This is a genomic window from Candidatus Methanoperedens sp. BLZ2, from assembly GCF_002487355.1.
In the GTDB taxonomy this organism is placed as follows: domain Archaea; phylum Halobacteriota; class Methanosarcinia; order Methanosarcinales; family Methanoperedenaceae; genus Methanoperedens.
In genome coordinates, this window is record NZ_NTMG01000072.1 from 1 (window position 1) to 16,188 (window position 16,188).

The 16,188-nt window shown below is 41.1% G+C and carries 18 protein-coding genes; 8 read left to right on the forward strand and 10 right to left on the reverse strand.

Going from position 1 to position 16,188, the window contains the following annotated elements:
* Nucleotides 1-367: 367 nt before the first annotated feature.
* The 9 genes from CL181_RS15255 to CL181_RS15295 form a co-directional block, all read right to left on the reverse strand.
* Nucleotides 368-919 carry a hypothetical protein gene (locus CL181_RS15255; RefSeq protein WP_097300181.1) on the reverse strand — a complete coding sequence of 184 codons (552 nt, stop codon included), beginning with the start codon at nucleotides 917-919 and terminating at the stop codon, nucleotides 368-370.
* Nucleotides 920-938: 19 nt separating this feature from the next.
* Nucleotides 939-1,598 carry a hypothetical protein gene (locus CL181_RS15260; protein ID WP_097300182.1) on the reverse strand — a complete coding sequence of 220 codons (660 nt, stop codon included), beginning with the start codon at nucleotides 1,596-1,598 and terminating at the stop codon, nucleotides 939-941.
* Between the two features lie 12 nt (nucleotides 1,599-1,610).
* Nucleotides 1,611-2,207 (reverse strand): hypothetical protein, encoded by a 597-nt coding sequence (locus CL181_RS15265; RefSeq protein ID WP_141398938.1) that lies wholly within the window; start codon nucleotides 2,205-2,207, stop codon nucleotides 1,611-1,613.
* A gap of 355 nt (nucleotides 2,208-2,562) precedes the next feature.
* A complete protein-coding gene (locus CL181_RS15270; RefSeq protein WP_141398939.1) occupies nucleotides 2,563-2,814 on the reverse strand; it encodes a hypothetical protein in 252 nt (83 codons plus the stop codon).
* A 55-nt stretch (nucleotides 2,815-2,869) separates the two neighbouring features.
* Nucleotides 2,870-3,556, reverse strand: a complete 687-nt coding sequence (locus tag CL181_RS15275; protein ID WP_097300185.1) for an acyl-CoA dehydratase activase — start codon at nucleotides 3,554-3,556, stop codon at nucleotides 2,870-2,872.
* A complete protein-coding gene (locus CL181_RS15280) occupies nucleotides 3,553-4,491 on the reverse strand; it encodes a 2-hydroxyacyl-CoA dehydratase family protein (protein WP_141398940.1) in 939 nt (312 codons plus the stop codon). Before CL181_RS15280 ends, CL181_RS15275 begins: the two co-directional genes overlap by 4 nt.
* A gap of 44 nt (nucleotides 4,492-4,535) precedes the next feature.
* Entirely contained in the window at nucleotides 4,536-6,143 is a 1,608-nt protein-coding gene (locus tag CL181_RS15285; protein WP_097300187.1) for a tRNA uridine(34) 5-carboxymethylaminomethyl modification radical SAM/GNAT enzyme Elp3, read from the reverse strand.
* Between the two features lie 39 nt (nucleotides 6,144-6,182).
* On the reverse strand, nucleotides 6,183-6,854 hold the full coding sequence (gene tpiA, locus CL181_RS15290; RefSeq protein ID WP_097300188.1) for a triose-phosphate isomerase: 672 nt from the start codon (nucleotides 6,852-6,854) through the stop codon (nucleotides 6,183-6,185).
* 20 nt (nucleotides 6,855-6,874) lie between these two features.
* A complete protein-coding gene (locus CL181_RS15295) occupies nucleotides 6,875-7,645 on the reverse strand; it encodes an ATPase domain-containing protein (protein WP_097300189.1) in 771 nt (256 codons plus the stop codon).
* 173 nt (nucleotides 7,646-7,818) lie between these two features.
* Here CL181_RS15295 and CL181_RS15300 point away from each other — a divergent pair, with 173 nt between their 5' ends.
* The 7 genes from CL181_RS15300 to CL181_RS15330 all read left to right on the forward strand — a co-directional run bounded on the left by CL181_RS15300 (nucleotide 7,819) and on the right by CL181_RS15330 (nucleotide 14,011).
* Complete coding sequence (locus tag CL181_RS15300) at nucleotides 7,819-10,512, forward strand: bifunctional acetate--CoA ligase family protein/GNAT family N-acetyltransferase (protein ID WP_217993193.1); 2,694 nt, start codon at nucleotides 7,819-7,821, stop codon at nucleotides 10,510-10,512.
* 96 nt (nucleotides 10,513-10,608) lie between these two features.
* The gene (locus CL181_RS15305) at nucleotides 10,609-11,313 is read left to right on the forward strand and encodes an RAD55 family ATPase (RefSeq protein ID WP_097300191.1); all 705 of its coding nucleotides are present in this window, start codon (nucleotides 10,609-10,611) and stop codon (nucleotides 11,311-11,313) included.
* A 1-nt stretch (nucleotide 11,314) separates the two neighbouring features.
* On the forward strand, nucleotides 11,315-12,484 hold the full coding sequence (locus tag CL181_RS15310) for an ATPase domain-containing protein (protein ID WP_097300192.1): 1,170 nt from the start codon (nucleotides 11,315-11,317) through the stop codon (nucleotides 12,482-12,484).
* Nucleotides 12,485-12,853, forward strand: a complete 369-nt coding sequence (locus CL181_RS15315; protein ID WP_097300193.1) for a roadblock/LC7 domain-containing protein — start codon at nucleotides 12,485-12,487, stop codon at nucleotides 12,851-12,853.
* Entirely contained in the window at nucleotides 12,850-13,104 is a 255-nt protein-coding gene (locus tag CL181_RS15320; protein WP_097300194.1) for a YhbY family RNA-binding protein, read from the forward strand. Before CL181_RS15315 ends, CL181_RS15320 begins: the two co-directional genes overlap by 4 nt.
* Before the next feature lie 86 nt (nucleotides 13,105-13,190).
* The gene (locus CL181_RS15325; RefSeq protein WP_097300195.1) at nucleotides 13,191-13,640 is read left to right on the forward strand and encodes a 30S ribosomal protein S19e; all 450 of its coding nucleotides are present in this window, start codon (nucleotides 13,191-13,193) and stop codon (nucleotides 13,638-13,640) included.
* Between the two features lie 14 nt (nucleotides 13,641-13,654).
* The gene (locus CL181_RS15330) at nucleotides 13,655-14,011 is read left to right on the forward strand and encodes a DNA-binding protein (RefSeq protein ID WP_394336514.1); all 357 of its coding nucleotides are present in this window, start codon (nucleotides 13,655-13,657) and stop codon (nucleotides 14,009-14,011) included.
* Here the strand turns inward: CL181_RS15330 and cysS are convergent.
* On the reverse strand, nucleotides 13,950-15,215 hold the full coding sequence (gene cysS, locus CL181_RS15335) for a cysteine--tRNA ligase (protein ID WP_097300197.1): 1,266 nt from the start codon (nucleotides 15,213-15,215) through the stop codon (nucleotides 13,950-13,952). The genes CL181_RS15330 and cysS overlap by 62 nt on opposite strands.
* A gap of 166 nt (nucleotides 15,216-15,381) precedes the next feature.
* On the opposite strand from cysS, the gene CL181_RS15340 reads away from it, so the two are divergent.
* On the forward strand, nucleotides 15,382-16,188 hold the full coding sequence (locus tag CL181_RS15340; RefSeq protein ID WP_097300198.1) for a respiratory nitrate reductase subunit gamma: 807 nt from the start codon (nucleotides 15,382-15,384) through the stop codon (nucleotides 16,186-16,188).

The following is a 16,188-nucleotide window of genomic DNA, read 5'->3' on the forward strand; positions in this document are numbered from 1 at the left end:
AAAATGTAGAACTAGTGATTTTTTTTAAAAATAGGAAGTTTTGGGACAGCCTGTGAAGGTGTATTTAAGTACTATAATTTTATCGATTCCTTACTAATATTCAGCGCATATCAAATCTACCGAATTTAAGAACTGTGCCAACTTATTAGCTAAAATCAGATTGTTAAAGGAGTATATCATGGTATGAACGAAAGGGAGTTCAAAGTGCTTATTAAGTATTCTCATCAGCTTTTCTTGCTTTAGTGCCTTTCCACAGTATGCGTAATTAAACCCTCTTTATTTTCCTAAAAATGTATTTTACAAAAGCTAAGGTAGCTTAGAGCCTTCTTTATTGGTGTTGAACCATCTATCTTGGTGGTATTGTTATTCACCATCTTTTCTTTACAATGTAATAGAGAATAAGGATTGGAATTGTGAATAATATAATAAAGCCTATAAATTGAATCGATATACCCACCAATATAATAAACCATGTTACGTCTGGAAAGTACTCTCTAAAGCTACCTGCAATGGCATGATAGCCGTTTGAATCTTTTATAACTTCTATTTCAATCTTGTAAACAGGTATGTTGAAGTATGTATACCCAACAAGACCAACCTTCCAAGCTTTTTCAGCAGGTTCAACCCCCAACGGTAACGGTTTATTTAACATATCTATCTCTTGTATGGCTTTTACTTTATACCACCAAGTTAAAGGTGCTTCGCTATCTGCATCATCAATTGCAATCTCAGATACAAGCCTCTTTTCATCCTCTAATCCTGAGTAGTTATCAGGCAAAAATACAGGTAGATAAATCCAGATTAAAATTAAAATTAAGATAGTCCTTTTCAGTAGAATATTCCTTTTGGTGTGTTGTTTTTTTAGATATTCCATAAATTGATAATTCTCTGAATCTCTCTGCAGTTTATGGTTCTTCATAAAAAAATAAAAATATTTGTCACCTCCCGAATTTGATATATACTGGATATATATAATCTATGGTAGTACGTATTTCTTTATTTGAATTCTCTCTATATACATCTTCCGGGCCGGCATCAACAAGGAACACTCTTTTATCGCTTTGTATTCTCAGCAAGTCTTTAGCATGTATCCGAGTTTTCACTGAAACAATCTTATCAATTAGCTTGAAATCAGTGTAATTGCGTCCAATATTTTCCTCCGTTTGCTTGATCAACTTCGTTGGTGTCTCATTAGAGAGAACTCCCATGCCTTCTGGATAGGAGTTATACATATAGCTAAGTTCTTCCAATCCATAACTATTCATAAAACTCCTGTATGCTTCTATAGGATACTTATCGTTGAATGTTATCACTGCATCTACTATAGTATCACCATGTGTATTAGAAAGATATTTGAGAGTTGCAGTTCTCTGATTTACGTACTTTGTTAAGGTGCTTCCGTCTGATATTTCCGGATGTACTCTTATGAATACTTTATCATCCTTGAAATGTGTAGTTTTGTAAGATTCAATTTCATTCTTCTTGAGTTCTTGGGATACTATATTTCCCTTATTTAATATATCATTAATGCCTGAAACAGCTGTGATACCTATTATTAGCACTCCTATTAGAAGTACTGTCTTAAAAATCGTCTTCATTTTCCTACCTCCTCATGGAACTTCAGTTGTCCTGGTTAAGTCTGAATAACTATCGGGACCAAAATCATATCGGTAGTCAGCATATTCAGCCTGTGTTAATAGTTCCAATGTCCCGCTCGTAGTTCTCTTCTTGAATATTACGTCCATATAGTACCATGTATTGGCTTGAATGTTCTGTGGGCTGTAAGTTACGAGTTCTGCCTCTTCATCATTTTGAAGAAATGGAAGGTCGCACCATGGATATGTCGCTTCTTCACTTGCTTCATGTACGTCGGGAAGATTAGTCCACCATCCGTAATCTATACATAATGAGCTCTGGAAATCCCACTTATCCACATCTCTAGAAAACTCATGCTGATACTTTCCATTACTTCCTGTTTTACTATGAAGATCGTTCGCATGAGCTTGATCCCAAGCAAACCACTGGAAGTATTCCACATAAGTGCCATCGTCATATATCCTATCAGGATATGTAAATTGATTTGGTGCCCATGAAGCAACTGCTAATACCCCATCAGCCATCAGTAATATTACCATAGCTGATACTACAATTTTCAAATATTTTTCCCAATTATATTTTTTTTTCAAGTTTCCACCTCTTTTGTTCATAGCTTGCAATATTTTTAAGTCCAGTTTTTTAAGCGTTTTTCCCACTGTTACAAGCTAGCCTTTATCTTATGGATTCCAAGTATATATTAGTACCTTTATATAATATCAAATCAATTCTATAACATTAGTTGAATCGTATAATTTGACATTACTTTACTAATATTAGAGGGTTTCTAAAATTTATTGGGTGTGGGCTTCGGGGCAACAATCAATCTTGTAAATGCTTCTTTATTGGTGGGAATTTCTGGAGCATTCAGGCTTTACATAGCCTTTCTTTTCTTTGGAGCAAAACCCAGCGTTTTAGCTTCTATAGGCGGAGGCTTGGTGATATATACGGTATTACCCCCCACTGAACTCACATCTCTGCGAGCTCTCTGACACCTATATTGAACAATTTATAGGTTCCAATAAGCTCGGAAGTTAAATGGAAGGCTCGAATAACCTTTTTTCCTACACTTTCCCTGGTGAATTGATGAACTTTATTCAATCTTATGCAATTTTTTGCCACATTGAAAAAAAGTTCAATATTTGATCTAAGTTCTCTGAAAACAGGCCAAATTTCCAGTATTTCAATAAACTCCTTTGTAATTTTCTTCCAAATATTCAATAAATACCTTTTTCTTTCATATACTGCACGGCTACCTCCAAACGCACCCGATTTATTAGCAATAATACTTAAGCGCTCCCAGGGCATTCACAATCTGGGGTTCATCCGGCACCAGGACTTCTTTTTGGAGGATATCCTCAAGTGCTGACAGCATTCCTTTATTCTTTACTGTCCCGCCAATAAGAACAAGTTTTTGCGCCTCTGGTATCATAAACGAGATCCTGCGCGCAAATGCATAATGCATCCCTGCAATAACTTCTTCCTGTGTATATCCTGCAACAAGCTGTGAGATCATCTCGGAAAGAGCAAATACTCCGCATGTGTTATTTATCGCAGGAATTCGTTTTGCCCTGCTGTGAAATGAACCCATCTCTTTTAGTTCGATCTTGAAATAATTTGCAACGAATTCAAGGAAAGCGCCTGTTCCTGCGCTGCATTTGTCGTTTATTATGAAATTATTTTTTTTGACATCGATGACCTTTGTGTCCTGTCCCCCGATATCAACGATCACATCAGCATCTGGAAAATAATGCCGGACGCCATAAATGGCAGCTGTTATTTCAGTGACAGAGGCGCGATGAGGGATTGACTTTCGAAAATACCCGGTTGAAATAATATCATTCCCGTCAATTCCAGTTATCAGGTCTTTCCAGTTGTGCGTCCCTGCTATCTGGTATTTTATCTCGCCATCTTCAATTGAAACTTTTTTTGCAGTCGTACTGCCCACGTCAAGCCCTATCATGATCTTTCAAGTAACTCCCTGAAGGCTTCAAGCCTCAATTTTATCTGCTCAGGAGTATTACCCGGAAGGTCTCCCTGGATTGTCAGCATCGGGTAATCAAGATTTGACCTCATGATCTCATCTTCAAGCATGTGATGACAGGCAAATTGCGTATAATGTATTATTCCGTCAACTTTTCTTTTTTCAAGTTCCTCCTGGAGGAATTTTATCCTGAAATCAAGCGGCCTGGCAAAGGTGTAGTTGCAGTAATCACGGGCGATCCCGGGAATATCATTCCCGGAGTGCCTGATAAATTCAAAAGGAAGCTCATCAAATACTACAGCAAGTCCCAGAGCCCGGGCAACATCATGGAAATCATGAAATATAGGAGGAACACCAATCAATGCAACCCTGTTCTTCAGGTCAATTTTTCGCTCTTTTGTTGAGGAAATAACTTCCTTGAATTTATCAAGATTGCCCATCAGGTCTGAAAAAGAGATCATGATCCGAAAAGCATCACCTGCCGAAATCTTTCCATCCGCTCTTTTTTTATCAATTTTTTGCCCTAATTTTTTAAGCTCCCTGATCTGTCCGGGTTTTTCGGGTGATCCAACATTTCCCAGGAAATCACTGAGTTTATACAATTGTGATTCCAGATAATCGGGATCCCCGTCAAAAGGATAAAAGAAAAAGTGGGTGGGAATGCCGCTCATAGCAACTTTCTGGCCGTCCACAAGCGCATTATGGCAATCCCCGCCTGCAACCACGATAAGAGAGTCAATATCGATCTCTCTTTTCGAGAGCATCTCCTGCCAGATGGCAGTCCAGGCGCATAATTTATTGCGTGGGTATTTTTTTGATCCGGGGATGACATTATTGACATCGAAAGGCTCACTATTGCAAGCAAATATCAATTCCGGCGGAACAAGAGCAGTAATTGCGGTCTTTTTTTGCACAATGCACCAATTATTTACCGTTAATTTATATTTTTGTATGAGTTTCACAATCTTTTTGTCATGTATGGTCCTTCTCGCTCATATCCGAATTTCCTGTAGTAATCCCTTACACCTATACCGCTTGTTACCGCAATTTTCTTATATCCGGAGGCTCTTGCGGTTTCTTCGGCGTGTGCCAGGAGTTCTTCGCCATAGCCCTTGTGCTGCCACTGCGATTTACCCGCATCCTCACCCGGCGCTACCATCGAGCCGTAGACATGCAGTTCACGTATAAGTGCTGCGCCTTTAAGTTCTGCCCTGTGGGGCGACGCCGGGAAGCGCAGCCTCAGGAAGCCGATCAATACATCCATTGCTGCATCTTCAAATGAAATGAAATGTTCCAGACCGCCGCAAGCCCTGTATTTTTCGCTTGTCAGTTCAATATTCTCAGGTTTTACTCCTGAAAGCTCCTTATGCCCGACTTCACGGCACCTGATGCACCTGCATTTTCCTCCCATTTCCTTCAACCGCTCCTGGGCAAGCTGTCTGATATTGCTTTTCCTTATACCCGCAAGCACCTGGTATGCTGGAATATCGCGCTGGATCCTTTGCAGGCGTACCCATTTGGGCAGCAGGGCTTTTATCTTTGCAAGCAACTCGACAGCTTCAAGCACTTCAAGAGGCGCATAATTCCCGATTTCCCACATCCCGTGAAGCCTTGTGCCTTCTGTGACAAGTGTGGGATATATTTTGAGATAATCCGGCATAAAGCGCTCGTCTTCGAATAATCTTTTGAACATCCGAAGATCAGAATCCACTGTTGCACCCGGAAGTCCGGGCATCATATGGAATCCGACTTTCAGTCCGCTGTCCCTGAGTCTCATATTGGCATCGGCACTTGCTGCAACTGTATGCCCGCGCTGTATGCCTGCGAGGATGAAATCATACGTGTTCTGGACACCTATCTCCACCTTTGTCGCACCAAGTTCAAGAATAGTATCAATATGCTCTTTTTTTGTCCAGTCGGGTCTTGTCTCAATGGTTATCCCGACATTTCGTACCTCGGCGCTCTCGTTTGCGGATTGGACTTCTTCTACTGGAATATAGGTCATGTCTTTTCGCCATTCTGTTCCATAAAAATCATTCATGGCCTCGATACAGCGTTTTACGAACCATTCCTGGTAGCACAATGTACGCGAGGTATAAGTTCCACCCATTACGATAAGTTCCGCTTTCTCAACAGGATGGCCAATTTGTGAAAGCTGTTTTAAGCGCGACAAGACCTGCAAATAGGGATCAAAATTATTCTCAAAAGCCCGCTTGGCCGCGGGTTCAGCTCCCATGTAACTCTGCGGCGAGTGGAATTTGGAATCAGCGCCTCCCGGACAGGGAATGCACAGGCCGTGAGGACATGGCGCAGGAGATGTCATGGCTGCTATCACAGCGACTCCTGATATCGTTCTTACGGGTTTTAACTGGAGATGTTCAAGGACGTATTGTTTCTCCTCATTGTTGCGGGCAGCGGCAAGGATCTGGGAATTACCAGGAAGGGATGAAAGTTTATAGCGAATGCTGGCTGCTTTTTTCGCTGCATTGAGGGCTTTTTCATCAGGGATCTCATTTCGAAGGAGCTGTTCTATGATATCCCTGGCTGCTGATTCGGTAGAGGTCATTCAGAAATCAAAACAACTTGTATTGCTATAAACGTTACATTAAATCTTCTTCACCAGGTCAAACAGCGCCGCCCTCGGATCTTTTGCCTTGATAACTCCTGATGCCAGAAGCACGCCTCCGGTCCCCAGTTCAATTGCCGCAGCCACATCATCTCCTGTAGAAATCCCGGCGCCGCAAAGCACTTTGACCATTGGGTTTATTTTTTTCACAGCGTTCACTGAGCCGCTAACGATTTCGGGATTTGCTTTAGAGACAGGAATCCCTGAACCAATGAGCTCAGGTGGTTCGACTGCCACAAAATCCGGAGAAAGCGCTGCTGCTGCTGATGTTACTGAAATATTATTCGTGCAGACAATTGTCACCAATCCTGCTTTTTTTGCTGATTGAATTGCTGAATCGATCTCAGACAGCAGGATACGGCGCTCCGAATGGTTGATAAGTGTTCCCTTTGCTCCGGCTGACAGGACGCAATCCGCAGTTATGTGACCGGTATAACTTCCAGCGCTAACGCTATCGATATGCTGGGCGAACACAGGTATTTTTACAACGCCTGCAACCCTGAAAACATCAGGTGTCTGCGGGCAGGCAATTATCTCTATGCCTGACTCAATACTGACTTCTTCGCAGTATTTCGCCATCAGTACTGCTTTCTCGCCCATGCTTTCTGCATAGGTTTTGAAATTCAATACTATAAGTGGTTTTTGACCCATGGAAATAGGATATAAAAAAATTAAGAAGTATAAACTCCTTCTCCAGGATGCACAACTATTCCTGTTGGTGTGATTTCATACGGATGGATGCCTTTGCTATGGTCCGATCCCCTCATCTTGAAAACCTCGACACTTCTAATCCTGACATCGTTAACCCGTTTGTTATACATTACTATTGTACCTTCGGTTACGAATGTTTCAACCCCGAACCTGCTGGTTGAATTTTCATCTATTATTTCACAGGTCATAAACGAAGTTAATCCCAGTACTTCAAGAGTTGTGCTCAATTTTAAAAGCTCGACTCTTATTTTTGAAGGATCCTGCAAGTAAAAACCGATAGATGTTGTTCCATCAACAAGCGCCCTCTTGGCATCGATCGTATCCTGTATGGCAATTATCTGGTCCATCATGGAGCGAAGATCAAAAGGTCTTACATCAACGTATTTTTCATGGGATGGAATGCCTATCTTGGTTGAACATGCATCAATTATCGCAAGTTTTCCTTCATCCTCAAGGGCCTCAAAATCCCATCCGAACTTCAGGACATTTTCCCTGACCTGATCAGGTCGTTCCTCTGTCGCTATATATATACCATTTTCTCCATATTTTGTTATGCCGTTATAGAGGTACTGGAGCCCAAATATGGTCTTTCCACAACCTGCTGCTCCCGATAACAGATATGATCTGTTTCTTAGTAATCCACCGCCACACAATTCGTCAAAACCTTCTATCCCTGTAGGAACACGCTTTGAGTCACCTTTTTCTGTCTTAATCTTTTTCTTATCAACCATGAAATTCAACCTTGATATAATATTCTTTTACTATATAAATACTTATTCGTCTTATAGTTATAATTATGAGGCTTTTGTCTATTAAATAGTATAAGCGGTGAATAAAGTCTGGCCAAAAAAGCAAAGATTTATTTTTCCGGAGTCCTGTATAGTTATTATTTCGGGGGTATATCTTGGTATCATCAAATCTGGATAGTATTTTCAATCCAAAAAGTATAGCACTGGTAGGAGCAAGTGATGAAGAAGGTTCGGTTGGATACATCTTGATGAAAAATTTAACCGAAATGGGATATAACGGAATCGTTTATCCTGTTAACATTCATAAACCCGAGATACTTGGGAAAAAAGCATACCCTGGGATTCCCCAGCTTCCTCAGACCGTTGACCTTGCTATAATTGCCACCCCGGCAGCAACCGTTCCCGATATAGTGGAGCAGTGCGGAATAGCCGGAATCAGGGGACTGATCATCATTTCAGCAGGATTTAAGGAAGTAGGAAAATTCGGAAAACTACTGGAAGAAAAGATCATTGAAATAAAAAAGAAGTACGGCATGAGAATAATAGGTCCAAATTGCCTTGGTATAATCCATCCTGATATCGGTCTTAACGCAACTTTTATTTCCAAGAAGCAAAAAACAGGCAGTATTGCCTTCATATCTCAAAGCGGGGCGCTGGGGTCAGCAATTCTTGACCTTGCCGCCCATGAGAACATTAATTTCAGCAATTTCGTTTCAGTAGGTTCAATGATCGATGTGAATTTCGGAGATCTGATCGACTATTTTGGCACTGATCCCAAAACAAGAAGCATTTTGATGTATATCGAAGGTATTACCGATGCCAGGAAATTCATGAGCGCAGCACGGCACTTTTCAAGAACAAAACCAATAATTGTCGTGAAATCAGGAAGATCTATTGAAAGTGCAAAGGCAGCCGCTTCGCACACAGGGGCTATAACAGGCGAAGACATGGTATATGATGCTGCATTTAAGCGGGCAGGCATTGTGCGCGTAAAGGATATTGCAGACCTGTTCAACTGTGCCGAAGCTATAGGGAAGCAGCCGCTTCCCAAAGGACCGAACCTGGCCATAATTACAAATGCGGGCGGCCCTGGTGTAATGGCTTCAGATTCGATAGTATCTCTTGGCGGGAAACTTGCCCAATTAAGCAGCGAAACGATTGAGAAGCTAAATAGCGTTCTTCCTTCTCACTGGAGTAAAGGTAATCCCATTGACCTGCTTGGGGATGCAAATGCCCTCAGATATGTAGCTGCAGCAGAAGCATGTTTTAGTGATGAAAATGTTGATTGTGTTTTGATAATCTATACTCCGCAGGGAAGTTCTGATCCATCTGAAATAGCAGTAGAAATTTTGGATCTTTATAAAAATAAAAAGTTTTCTAAACCATATTTCACTTCTTTTATGGGTTACGAAGACGTGGAAAAAGCAAATCGTATTTTGACTGATAATGGCGTACCGACTTATTCCACTCCGGAACAGGCGGTTTCGACGTACATGTATATGTACCAGTATAAGCGCAACCTTGAGCTGCTGTACGAAACCCCGGTAGAGTTGCCTGTGGAAAGCACTCCGCCAAAACAGCCTCTGGCCTCTATTATTAGAAATGCTGCAAAGGAGAATCGAAAAATCCTGACGGAAACCGAATCAAAACGTTTCCTTGAATATTATAATATTCCAATTGTTAAAACACGGGTGGCAAAAACTGTCGATGAAGCCATAACTTACGCGCTTCAAACAGGTTATCCTGTAGCCCTTAAGATCCTCTCACCTCAAATATCTCATAAAACAGATGTGGGGGGCGTTAGACTTGATATCAATTCCGAACCTGAACTTCGATCGGCTTATGAAGAAATCATGAAAAGTGTAAAAGAGCATAATCCGGATGCACAAATCCAGGGGATAACGGTACAGAAGATGGTCCGGAAAAAGGGTATTGAAATAATTCTTGGCGCAAAAACTGATTCCCTTTTTGGCCCTGTAGTTATGTTCGGGAGGGGCGGGATTGATGTGGAAATATACAAAGATGTTGCTATCGGGCTTTTGCCGCTTAATCAGACTCTTGCAAGAAGAATGCTGGAAGAAACAAAAGTATATCGTCTTCTCAAAGGCTACAGAAATCTTCCACCTGCCAATATCAATCTTTTAGAAGAAATAGTTGTTCGTTTTTCCCAGATGCTTGTGGATTTCCCGCAATTGAAAGAATTTGAGATAAATCCACTGTTGATTAATGAAAATGATGCTTTTGCTCTTGATGCACGCGGAGTGATCGATAAAGAACTGCTCAGAGCAAAACCTCACGAGCATCTTGTCATTAGCCCTTATCCTGAAAAATACAGGTCCTTATGGAAGCTCCGGGATGGGCGAACAGTGATCCTGAGGCCAATAAAACCTGAAGATGAACCTTTATGGATTGAGATGTTCCGTAACTTTTCCCAGGAGTCCATACACTTCAGGTTATTTCAAACTGTAATTGGGCCAGTAGCACATGAGTACAGTGCAAGGTATTGTAATATCGACTATGACAGGGAACTTGCCATTGTGGCAGAAATAGAGGACGAAGGGAAAAGGAAAATGCTCGGAGTTGTCAGACTTAATATCGACCCTGCTGAGAATGCAGGCGAACTCTCTTTTATTGTTGCTGACCCATGGCAGGGCCAGGGTCTTGGTTCAAAAATGGTGGATTATATGATAGAAATTTGCAGGGATAAGCAGCTTGAGAAAATCAGTGCGGTGATGTTATCAGATAATTACAGGGCAATAAAACTGTTTCAGGAAATGGGATTTACAATTGAATCACTGGATGATGGTACACAAAGAGCAGTTCTTGACCTGAAAGAGGAGATATCTTGAATATGCCTATTAACTCCATGATGATTATGAATTTTCAAAAGCTTTGTTAGGATTTATATACACCAAAATCCTAATAGCATCATAAGCACGATTACAATGAGCGACTATACATTAGGTATTAAGGAACTGGATGATGCGATTGGAGGCATAAGAAAAGGATCGAATATAATGCTTATAGGACCACCTATGAGTGGGAAGGAAGCCATTCTGAACCACATCATGTACAATGGCGCTGTAAAAAATGAAAATGCAATTATTACAGTCAGTACGCGTGAATCCGCCGTACATATTCTTGAATGGTTCAAGGAACACGATTTGAATCTTCCCATGTCAAGAATCGGGATAATCGACTGTGTTACAAAAACTCTTGGAGGCGCTTCGATTGAAAATGAGAATATAAAAATCGCAAGTAGTCCTGTTGATCTTACGGGTATCGGTGTTAAGATCAGCCAGTTTTTTGAGGAATTCTTTATGAAAAAGAATACTCAGAAGATCCAGTTATATATAAATTCACTCTCAACAATATTGATGTATTCAAATATTCAGACTGTTTTCAGGTTCCTTCATGTTTTTACCGGTCGTATTAAAGCAGCGGGTGCTCTGGGGATTTATGTCATAGAGAGCGGTATGCACGACGACCAGGCGGTTGCAACTTTAAAACAATTATTTGACGGCATGATCGAGATAAAATCTGTGGAGGATAAAAATTTTATACGAGTGGTCGGAATATCTCAAAAACCAACACCATGGTTTGAATATGAGATCGATGGCCATAATATAAAGATCATAAGGGGAAATTAATATGATAGAGACAGGAATCCCCAAGCTTGATAAATTCCTTGGGGGGGGTATCCCAAGAGGGAAGAGTCTTGTTTATTACAGCCAGCCGGGCGTTGAAGGTGAGATATTTGGATTACAGACAGTTTATGGCACACTTAAGACGGGCGGAACATGCGTTTTTGTCGTATCAAGCACTATACCTGATATTGTAAAAGGCCAATTTGACGAGTTTGGCTGGGATATTAGCTCATTTAAAGATAAATTATTCTTTGTAGATTCCTATAATCCTTTAATCGGTGCCCCATCTAATGAAAAGTATGTTGTTTCAAATCCGGATAGGATAGAAGATTTTCACAAGACAATAATGGATATTATAAAAGAATTACCACCAAGTACTATCGTTTTCGGTTCTCTTTCAACAATCATGGACCTATGTGGGGAGAAAGAAACAATTGAAGCGGTCAGGACATGGAATAAGATGGCGATGCTGTATGATCATACCATCGTTTATAATTTCACGGCATGGCCTTATTCTGATGAAACATTAAATCTGATCAAGGGAGACCTTTTCAATTCGGTTATTTCTATCGGCGGAATAGCTGAACGTGTTATCTTCGGGCAGTATTTCGGAATAATGAAATCAGACTGGGCAGAGGTATCCAGGAAATCAATGCTTTTCAGGGTTTTAAGGCCAGGCGGTATAAAGATATTCATACCTAAAATACTTGTCACAGGTCCTTTTGATGCAGGAAAGAGCACATTTGTCCATGCGCTGTCCACGCGGGCGATATCAGTTGACAGGCTTGGTACAACTGTTGCCATGGACCACGGTCATGTGGAATATAAGGGTTTTAGTGCCGATATATTCGGAACACCAGGGCAGGAACGGTTTGACCCGATCATAAAATTGCTCAGCGGTGAATCAATGGGTGTTTTTCTTATTGTGGATTCAACAAATCCTTCTGATTTTATTCGGGCAAAGCATATGCTTGATATTACAAAGTCCTATGGACTTCCGTATGTTGTGGTCGCAAATAAACAGGATTTGCCGGGAGCATTAACTCCTGAAGAAATAAGGGAACAATTCCATCTACCAGAGGACATACCTATCGTTCGTGCAGTAGCAAAAGATAAGATCGGGGTATATGAAGCATTTGAAGTATTACTGGATAGGGTCACGGGAGGGATCTGATTGTCCGATACAATAGAAATGGTAGATAAGTTATTGGCAGATCTGAAAAATGTAGGCGGTGTGATTGCGTGTGCTGCCGCAAGCCGTGACGGATTGCTCATCCGGGCTATTATGCAGAAAGAACAAATTGTAGAATCCCTGGCTGCGATGTCCGCCACGATACTCGGAGCAGCTGAGACTGCAACAACTCATGTTGAAATGGGCATACCTACAAGAGTAATTGTTGAATCGGATCATGGAAAATTAATAGTTGTCGGAGCAGGACCCAAGGCTTTGTTAATCCTTCTTACAAGCCCGGATGTCGGTTTAGGTTTGATCCTTCTGGAACTTGATAAATCAGCGAAAAAGTTAAAAGAGATATTGACATGAACAAACAGGAAAAAAAAACAGAAGCCGCTTCGATTGAACCCACGTTACATGTAGGAAAATCAGGTATTGAGAGCGTGGTTGAAGAGTTAAAAATCCAATTGAAGAACAGGAATATGGTAAAAATTAAAATTCTTAAATCTGCTTTTGCTGAAACCGGAAAAAAAGAACTGGCCCAAAAACTTGCCGACCTTTCAAACTCAGAACTTATTGAGGTCAGGGGTAATACGGCGGTTTTATGCCGAAAAAGGTAAATACTATACGATAATTAAATAAGACCCTTGAATCATTCAAGGGACTATCTTGATTACATATAAAGATAATTTTATGGAGGACTAACTTGACAACAATATATGATGTGCCCGCAGAGATGCTCATAAACAATGTGGCGCAGAAACTGAAAACGAACGAGAAAGCCAAACCGCCCGAGTGGGCAGGTTTTGTTAAAACAGGCGCTTACAAAGAGCTTTCGCCGGATAATGCTGACTGGTGGTATGTAAGATGCGCTTCAATTTTAAGACGTATCTATATCGACGGGCCGGTCGGGGTTTCAAGACTAAGGAGTTTCTATGGCGGACGCCACAGGAACGGAAATAAACCGATCCATCATGCCAAAGGAAGCGGCTCTATTGCAAGAGAAGCCTTGCAGCAGCTTGAAAAAGCAGGATTTGTAAAAAACCAGAAGACTGGAAGGATAATCTCACCATCAGGCCAGGCATTCATGGATAATTCAGCAAATGAAGTCAAATCCGAACTTGTAAAAACCAATCCGGCACTTGCCAAATATTAAGGATTCCGTACTGAATACGGAGATTGATCAATATGGATGAGGATCTAGACGAAATAAAAAGACGCAGGCTTGAGCAATTACAGCAGCAACAGTATTCGGCTCAGGCACAGGCTGCACAGCAGGAGCAGGCGCGTGCGGAGTATGAAGCTAAAAAGCAGTCTATCATGCGCCAGATCCTTACACCTGAAGCAAGAGAGAGATTGAATACTCTTAAGATGACAAAGCCTGAGCTTGTGGCAAATGTCGAGGCGCAGCTTGTGTCACTTGCCCAGAGCGGAAGGCTTGCAGGAAAAATCGATGATGCAAAACTTAAAGCTCTCCTGATGCAGCTTCAGCCCAAGAAGCATGAAATGCAGATTCGGCGGATGTAAATAACTGTAATCCGAGCACAAGGTCGAAATCCCTGAATAGTCTAAGAATATTTTCAGAGGATTTCTTGTCAGGATTCATTTTGCCGACCTCCTCTGAGAACTCTTCCATGATTTTTAGCGCTTTTCCTGTATTGAGGTTATCTTCCATCGCATTTTCAAATTTTTTTCTTGCTTTGATTACGATTTTTTGAATATTATCATTACCATTTTTTATCTTCAGGCGTTTTATCACAGCACAAATCCTGTCAATTTTTTCGGCGGATTCCTCAAGTCCTTCAAGTGTAAAATTTAGCCTGCGCCTGTAGTTGCTGGAAAGCAGCAGATACTTTATCGCCATTGGTCCCCATCCTTTCCGGATCAGGTCATGGAGCGTATAGAAATTACCGCCGGATTTTGACATTTTTTTGCCGTCAACCATGAGGTGCCTGCAGTGAAGCCAGTATCTGGAAGGATTAATACCGAATGCCCCGAAATTTTGCGCTATTACATTCTCATGATGCGGAAATATATTATCAATCCCTCCAACATGAATATCAAAACGTTTGCCAAGATGCTTTGTACACATGGCAGAGCATTCTATATGCCATCCAGGGCGGCCTTTTCCAAATTCAGTTTCCCAGAAAACATCTCCATCTTTTTTCTCATATGACTTCCAGAGAGCAAAATCCGAAATAATTGAGGTATCTTCACCCCATTCGTCCCTTTTTATTTTTTTCTTTCCTGCCCTGAGCTTAAGGTGCGAGAGTTTACCATAATCTTTGAACTTTGAGACATCATAATAAACCGATCCGTCCTTGCCAATATAAGCGTAACCGTTCTTCATTATCTTTTTTAGAATATCGATTATCTCAGGCACATGTTCTGTGGCTCTTGGGAAAACATCGGCAGGTAATAGTTCCAGGGCTTCCATATCCTCAAAAAAAATCTTTGAGTAATATTTTGTCAATTCAGAAAGCTGCTTTCCCTCCTTTTTTGCAGTGGTTATTGCTTTATCCTCAATGTCAGTAAGATTCATTACTCTTTTTACTGCGTAATCTTTAAACTTGAGATACCTTACAAGCACATCTTCAAATACAAAAGTCCTGAAATTCCCGATATGTGCGTACTGGTAAACAGAGGGGCCGCATGTATAGATCCCGACTATCTTTCCTGAAGGTTCAAATGTTTCTTTTTTTCTGGTAAGAGAATTAAAGAGTTTCAGCATTATGAGTTTCTATTTATTTTGTATGATAATAAAACATGTGTCATGACCTCATATTGTCCAAATCCGAAAACATCAGGACTCAACATCCTGCCTTCATATAGAAAGCTTAATATTACATCGATTCTTAGGAGATTGAAAGCCGTCAGGCTATAATAGGAGGATAAAAATGGCAACAGAAGGCCTTACAATATTTGGTAAAACGGTATTCGATACGCTTTTCATCGATTACAGGATTATGGTTATCGCAGCGATAATATCTATCATCCTGTTCATTGTTGGAATATACATACAATTAGATAAATGGGGGCGAGGAATCCCCGAAGGCGCTACAAAACCATATGGTGCATGGGGCGCTCTCAAGATGATAATCAGCAGGATATTTGAAAAAGGTTTAGGACATGCCCTTGAAGTATTGGTGCTTGATGTGGCATTCCAGCGCAGGACATACAGGCGCAGGAAACTTGAATGGCTCATGCATATCCTGATCTTCTGGGGCTGGGTCGGATTACTGATATTGACTATTATTGCGGCGATTGCTGAATTCTACGGGCCTTTTGCCCTTGGAGCAGGGCCTGAATTCTTCATCAACATGTGGAAATCCCTGGAACTTCCCAATGATATTTTCGGTTATATGCTCGTTGCAGGTATTATTATCGCTATGGCAAGAAGGCTTTTTTCAACAGGCAAGGATGTCCAGGCACGCAATGCAGATATTGACTGGATATTAATAATTGGTTTGCTAATTGTTGTAATCACCGGATTTTATGCACAGGGTATCCGCGAAGCAGCTGATATTGAAAGGGCTGTTATCCCTGTATATGAAGCTGAAGCTCCGGGATTCTTTAACAATATCACCGTATTATTCCATGAGGTCTTTACCCTGCTGTTCTGTGTTGCTTACATCCCATTTAGCAAGTCTTTCCATATGTTAACAGCGCCCCTGACCATACTGGTCAACCAGGGAGGCGAGTAA

Coding starts and splice junctions, on each gene's coding strand:
- CL181_RS15255 (WP_097300181.1), bottom strand. CDS start 919: ATGAAGAACCATAAACTGCAGAGAGATTCAGAGAATTATCAATTTATG.
- CL181_RS15260 (WP_097300182.1), bottom strand. CDS start 1,598: ATGAAGACGATTTTTAAGACAGTACTTCTAATAGGAGTGCTAATAATA.
- CL181_RS15265 (WP_141398938.1), bottom strand. CDS start 2,207: ATGAACAAAAGAGGTGGAAACTTGAAAAAAAAATATAATTGGGAAAAA.
- CL181_RS15275 (WP_097300185.1), bottom strand. CDS start 3,556: ATGATAGGGCTTGACGTGGGCAGTACGACTGCAAAAAAAGTTTCAATT.
- CL181_RS15285 (WP_097300187.1), bottom strand. CDS start 6,143: ATGACCTCTACCGAATCAGCAGCCAGGGATATCATAGAACAGCTCCTT.
- tpiA (WP_097300188.1), bottom strand. CDS start 6,854: ATGGGTCAAAAACCACTTATAGTATTGAATTTCAAAACCTATGCAGAA.
- CL181_RS15295 (WP_097300189.1), bottom strand. CDS start 7,645: ATGGTTGATAAGAAAAAGATTAAGACAGAAAAAGGTGACTCAAAGCGT.
- CL181_RS15305 (WP_097300191.1), top strand. CDS start 10,609: ATGAGCGACTATACATTAGGTATTAAGGAACTGGATGATGCGATTGGA.
- CL181_RS15310 (WP_097300192.1), top strand. CDS start 11,315: ATGATAGAGACAGGAATCCCCAAGCTTGATAAATTCCTTGGGGGGGGT.
- CL181_RS15320 (WP_097300194.1), top strand. CDS start 12,850: ATGAACAAACAGGAAAAAAAAACAGAAGCCGCTTCGATTGAACCCACG.
- cysS (WP_097300197.1), bottom strand. CDS start 15,215: ATGCTGAAACTCTTTAATTCTCTTACCAGAAAAAAAGAAACATTTGAA.
- CL181_RS15340 (WP_097300198.1), top strand. CDS start 15,382: ATGGCAACAGAAGGCCTTACAATATTTGGTAAAACGGTATTCGATACG.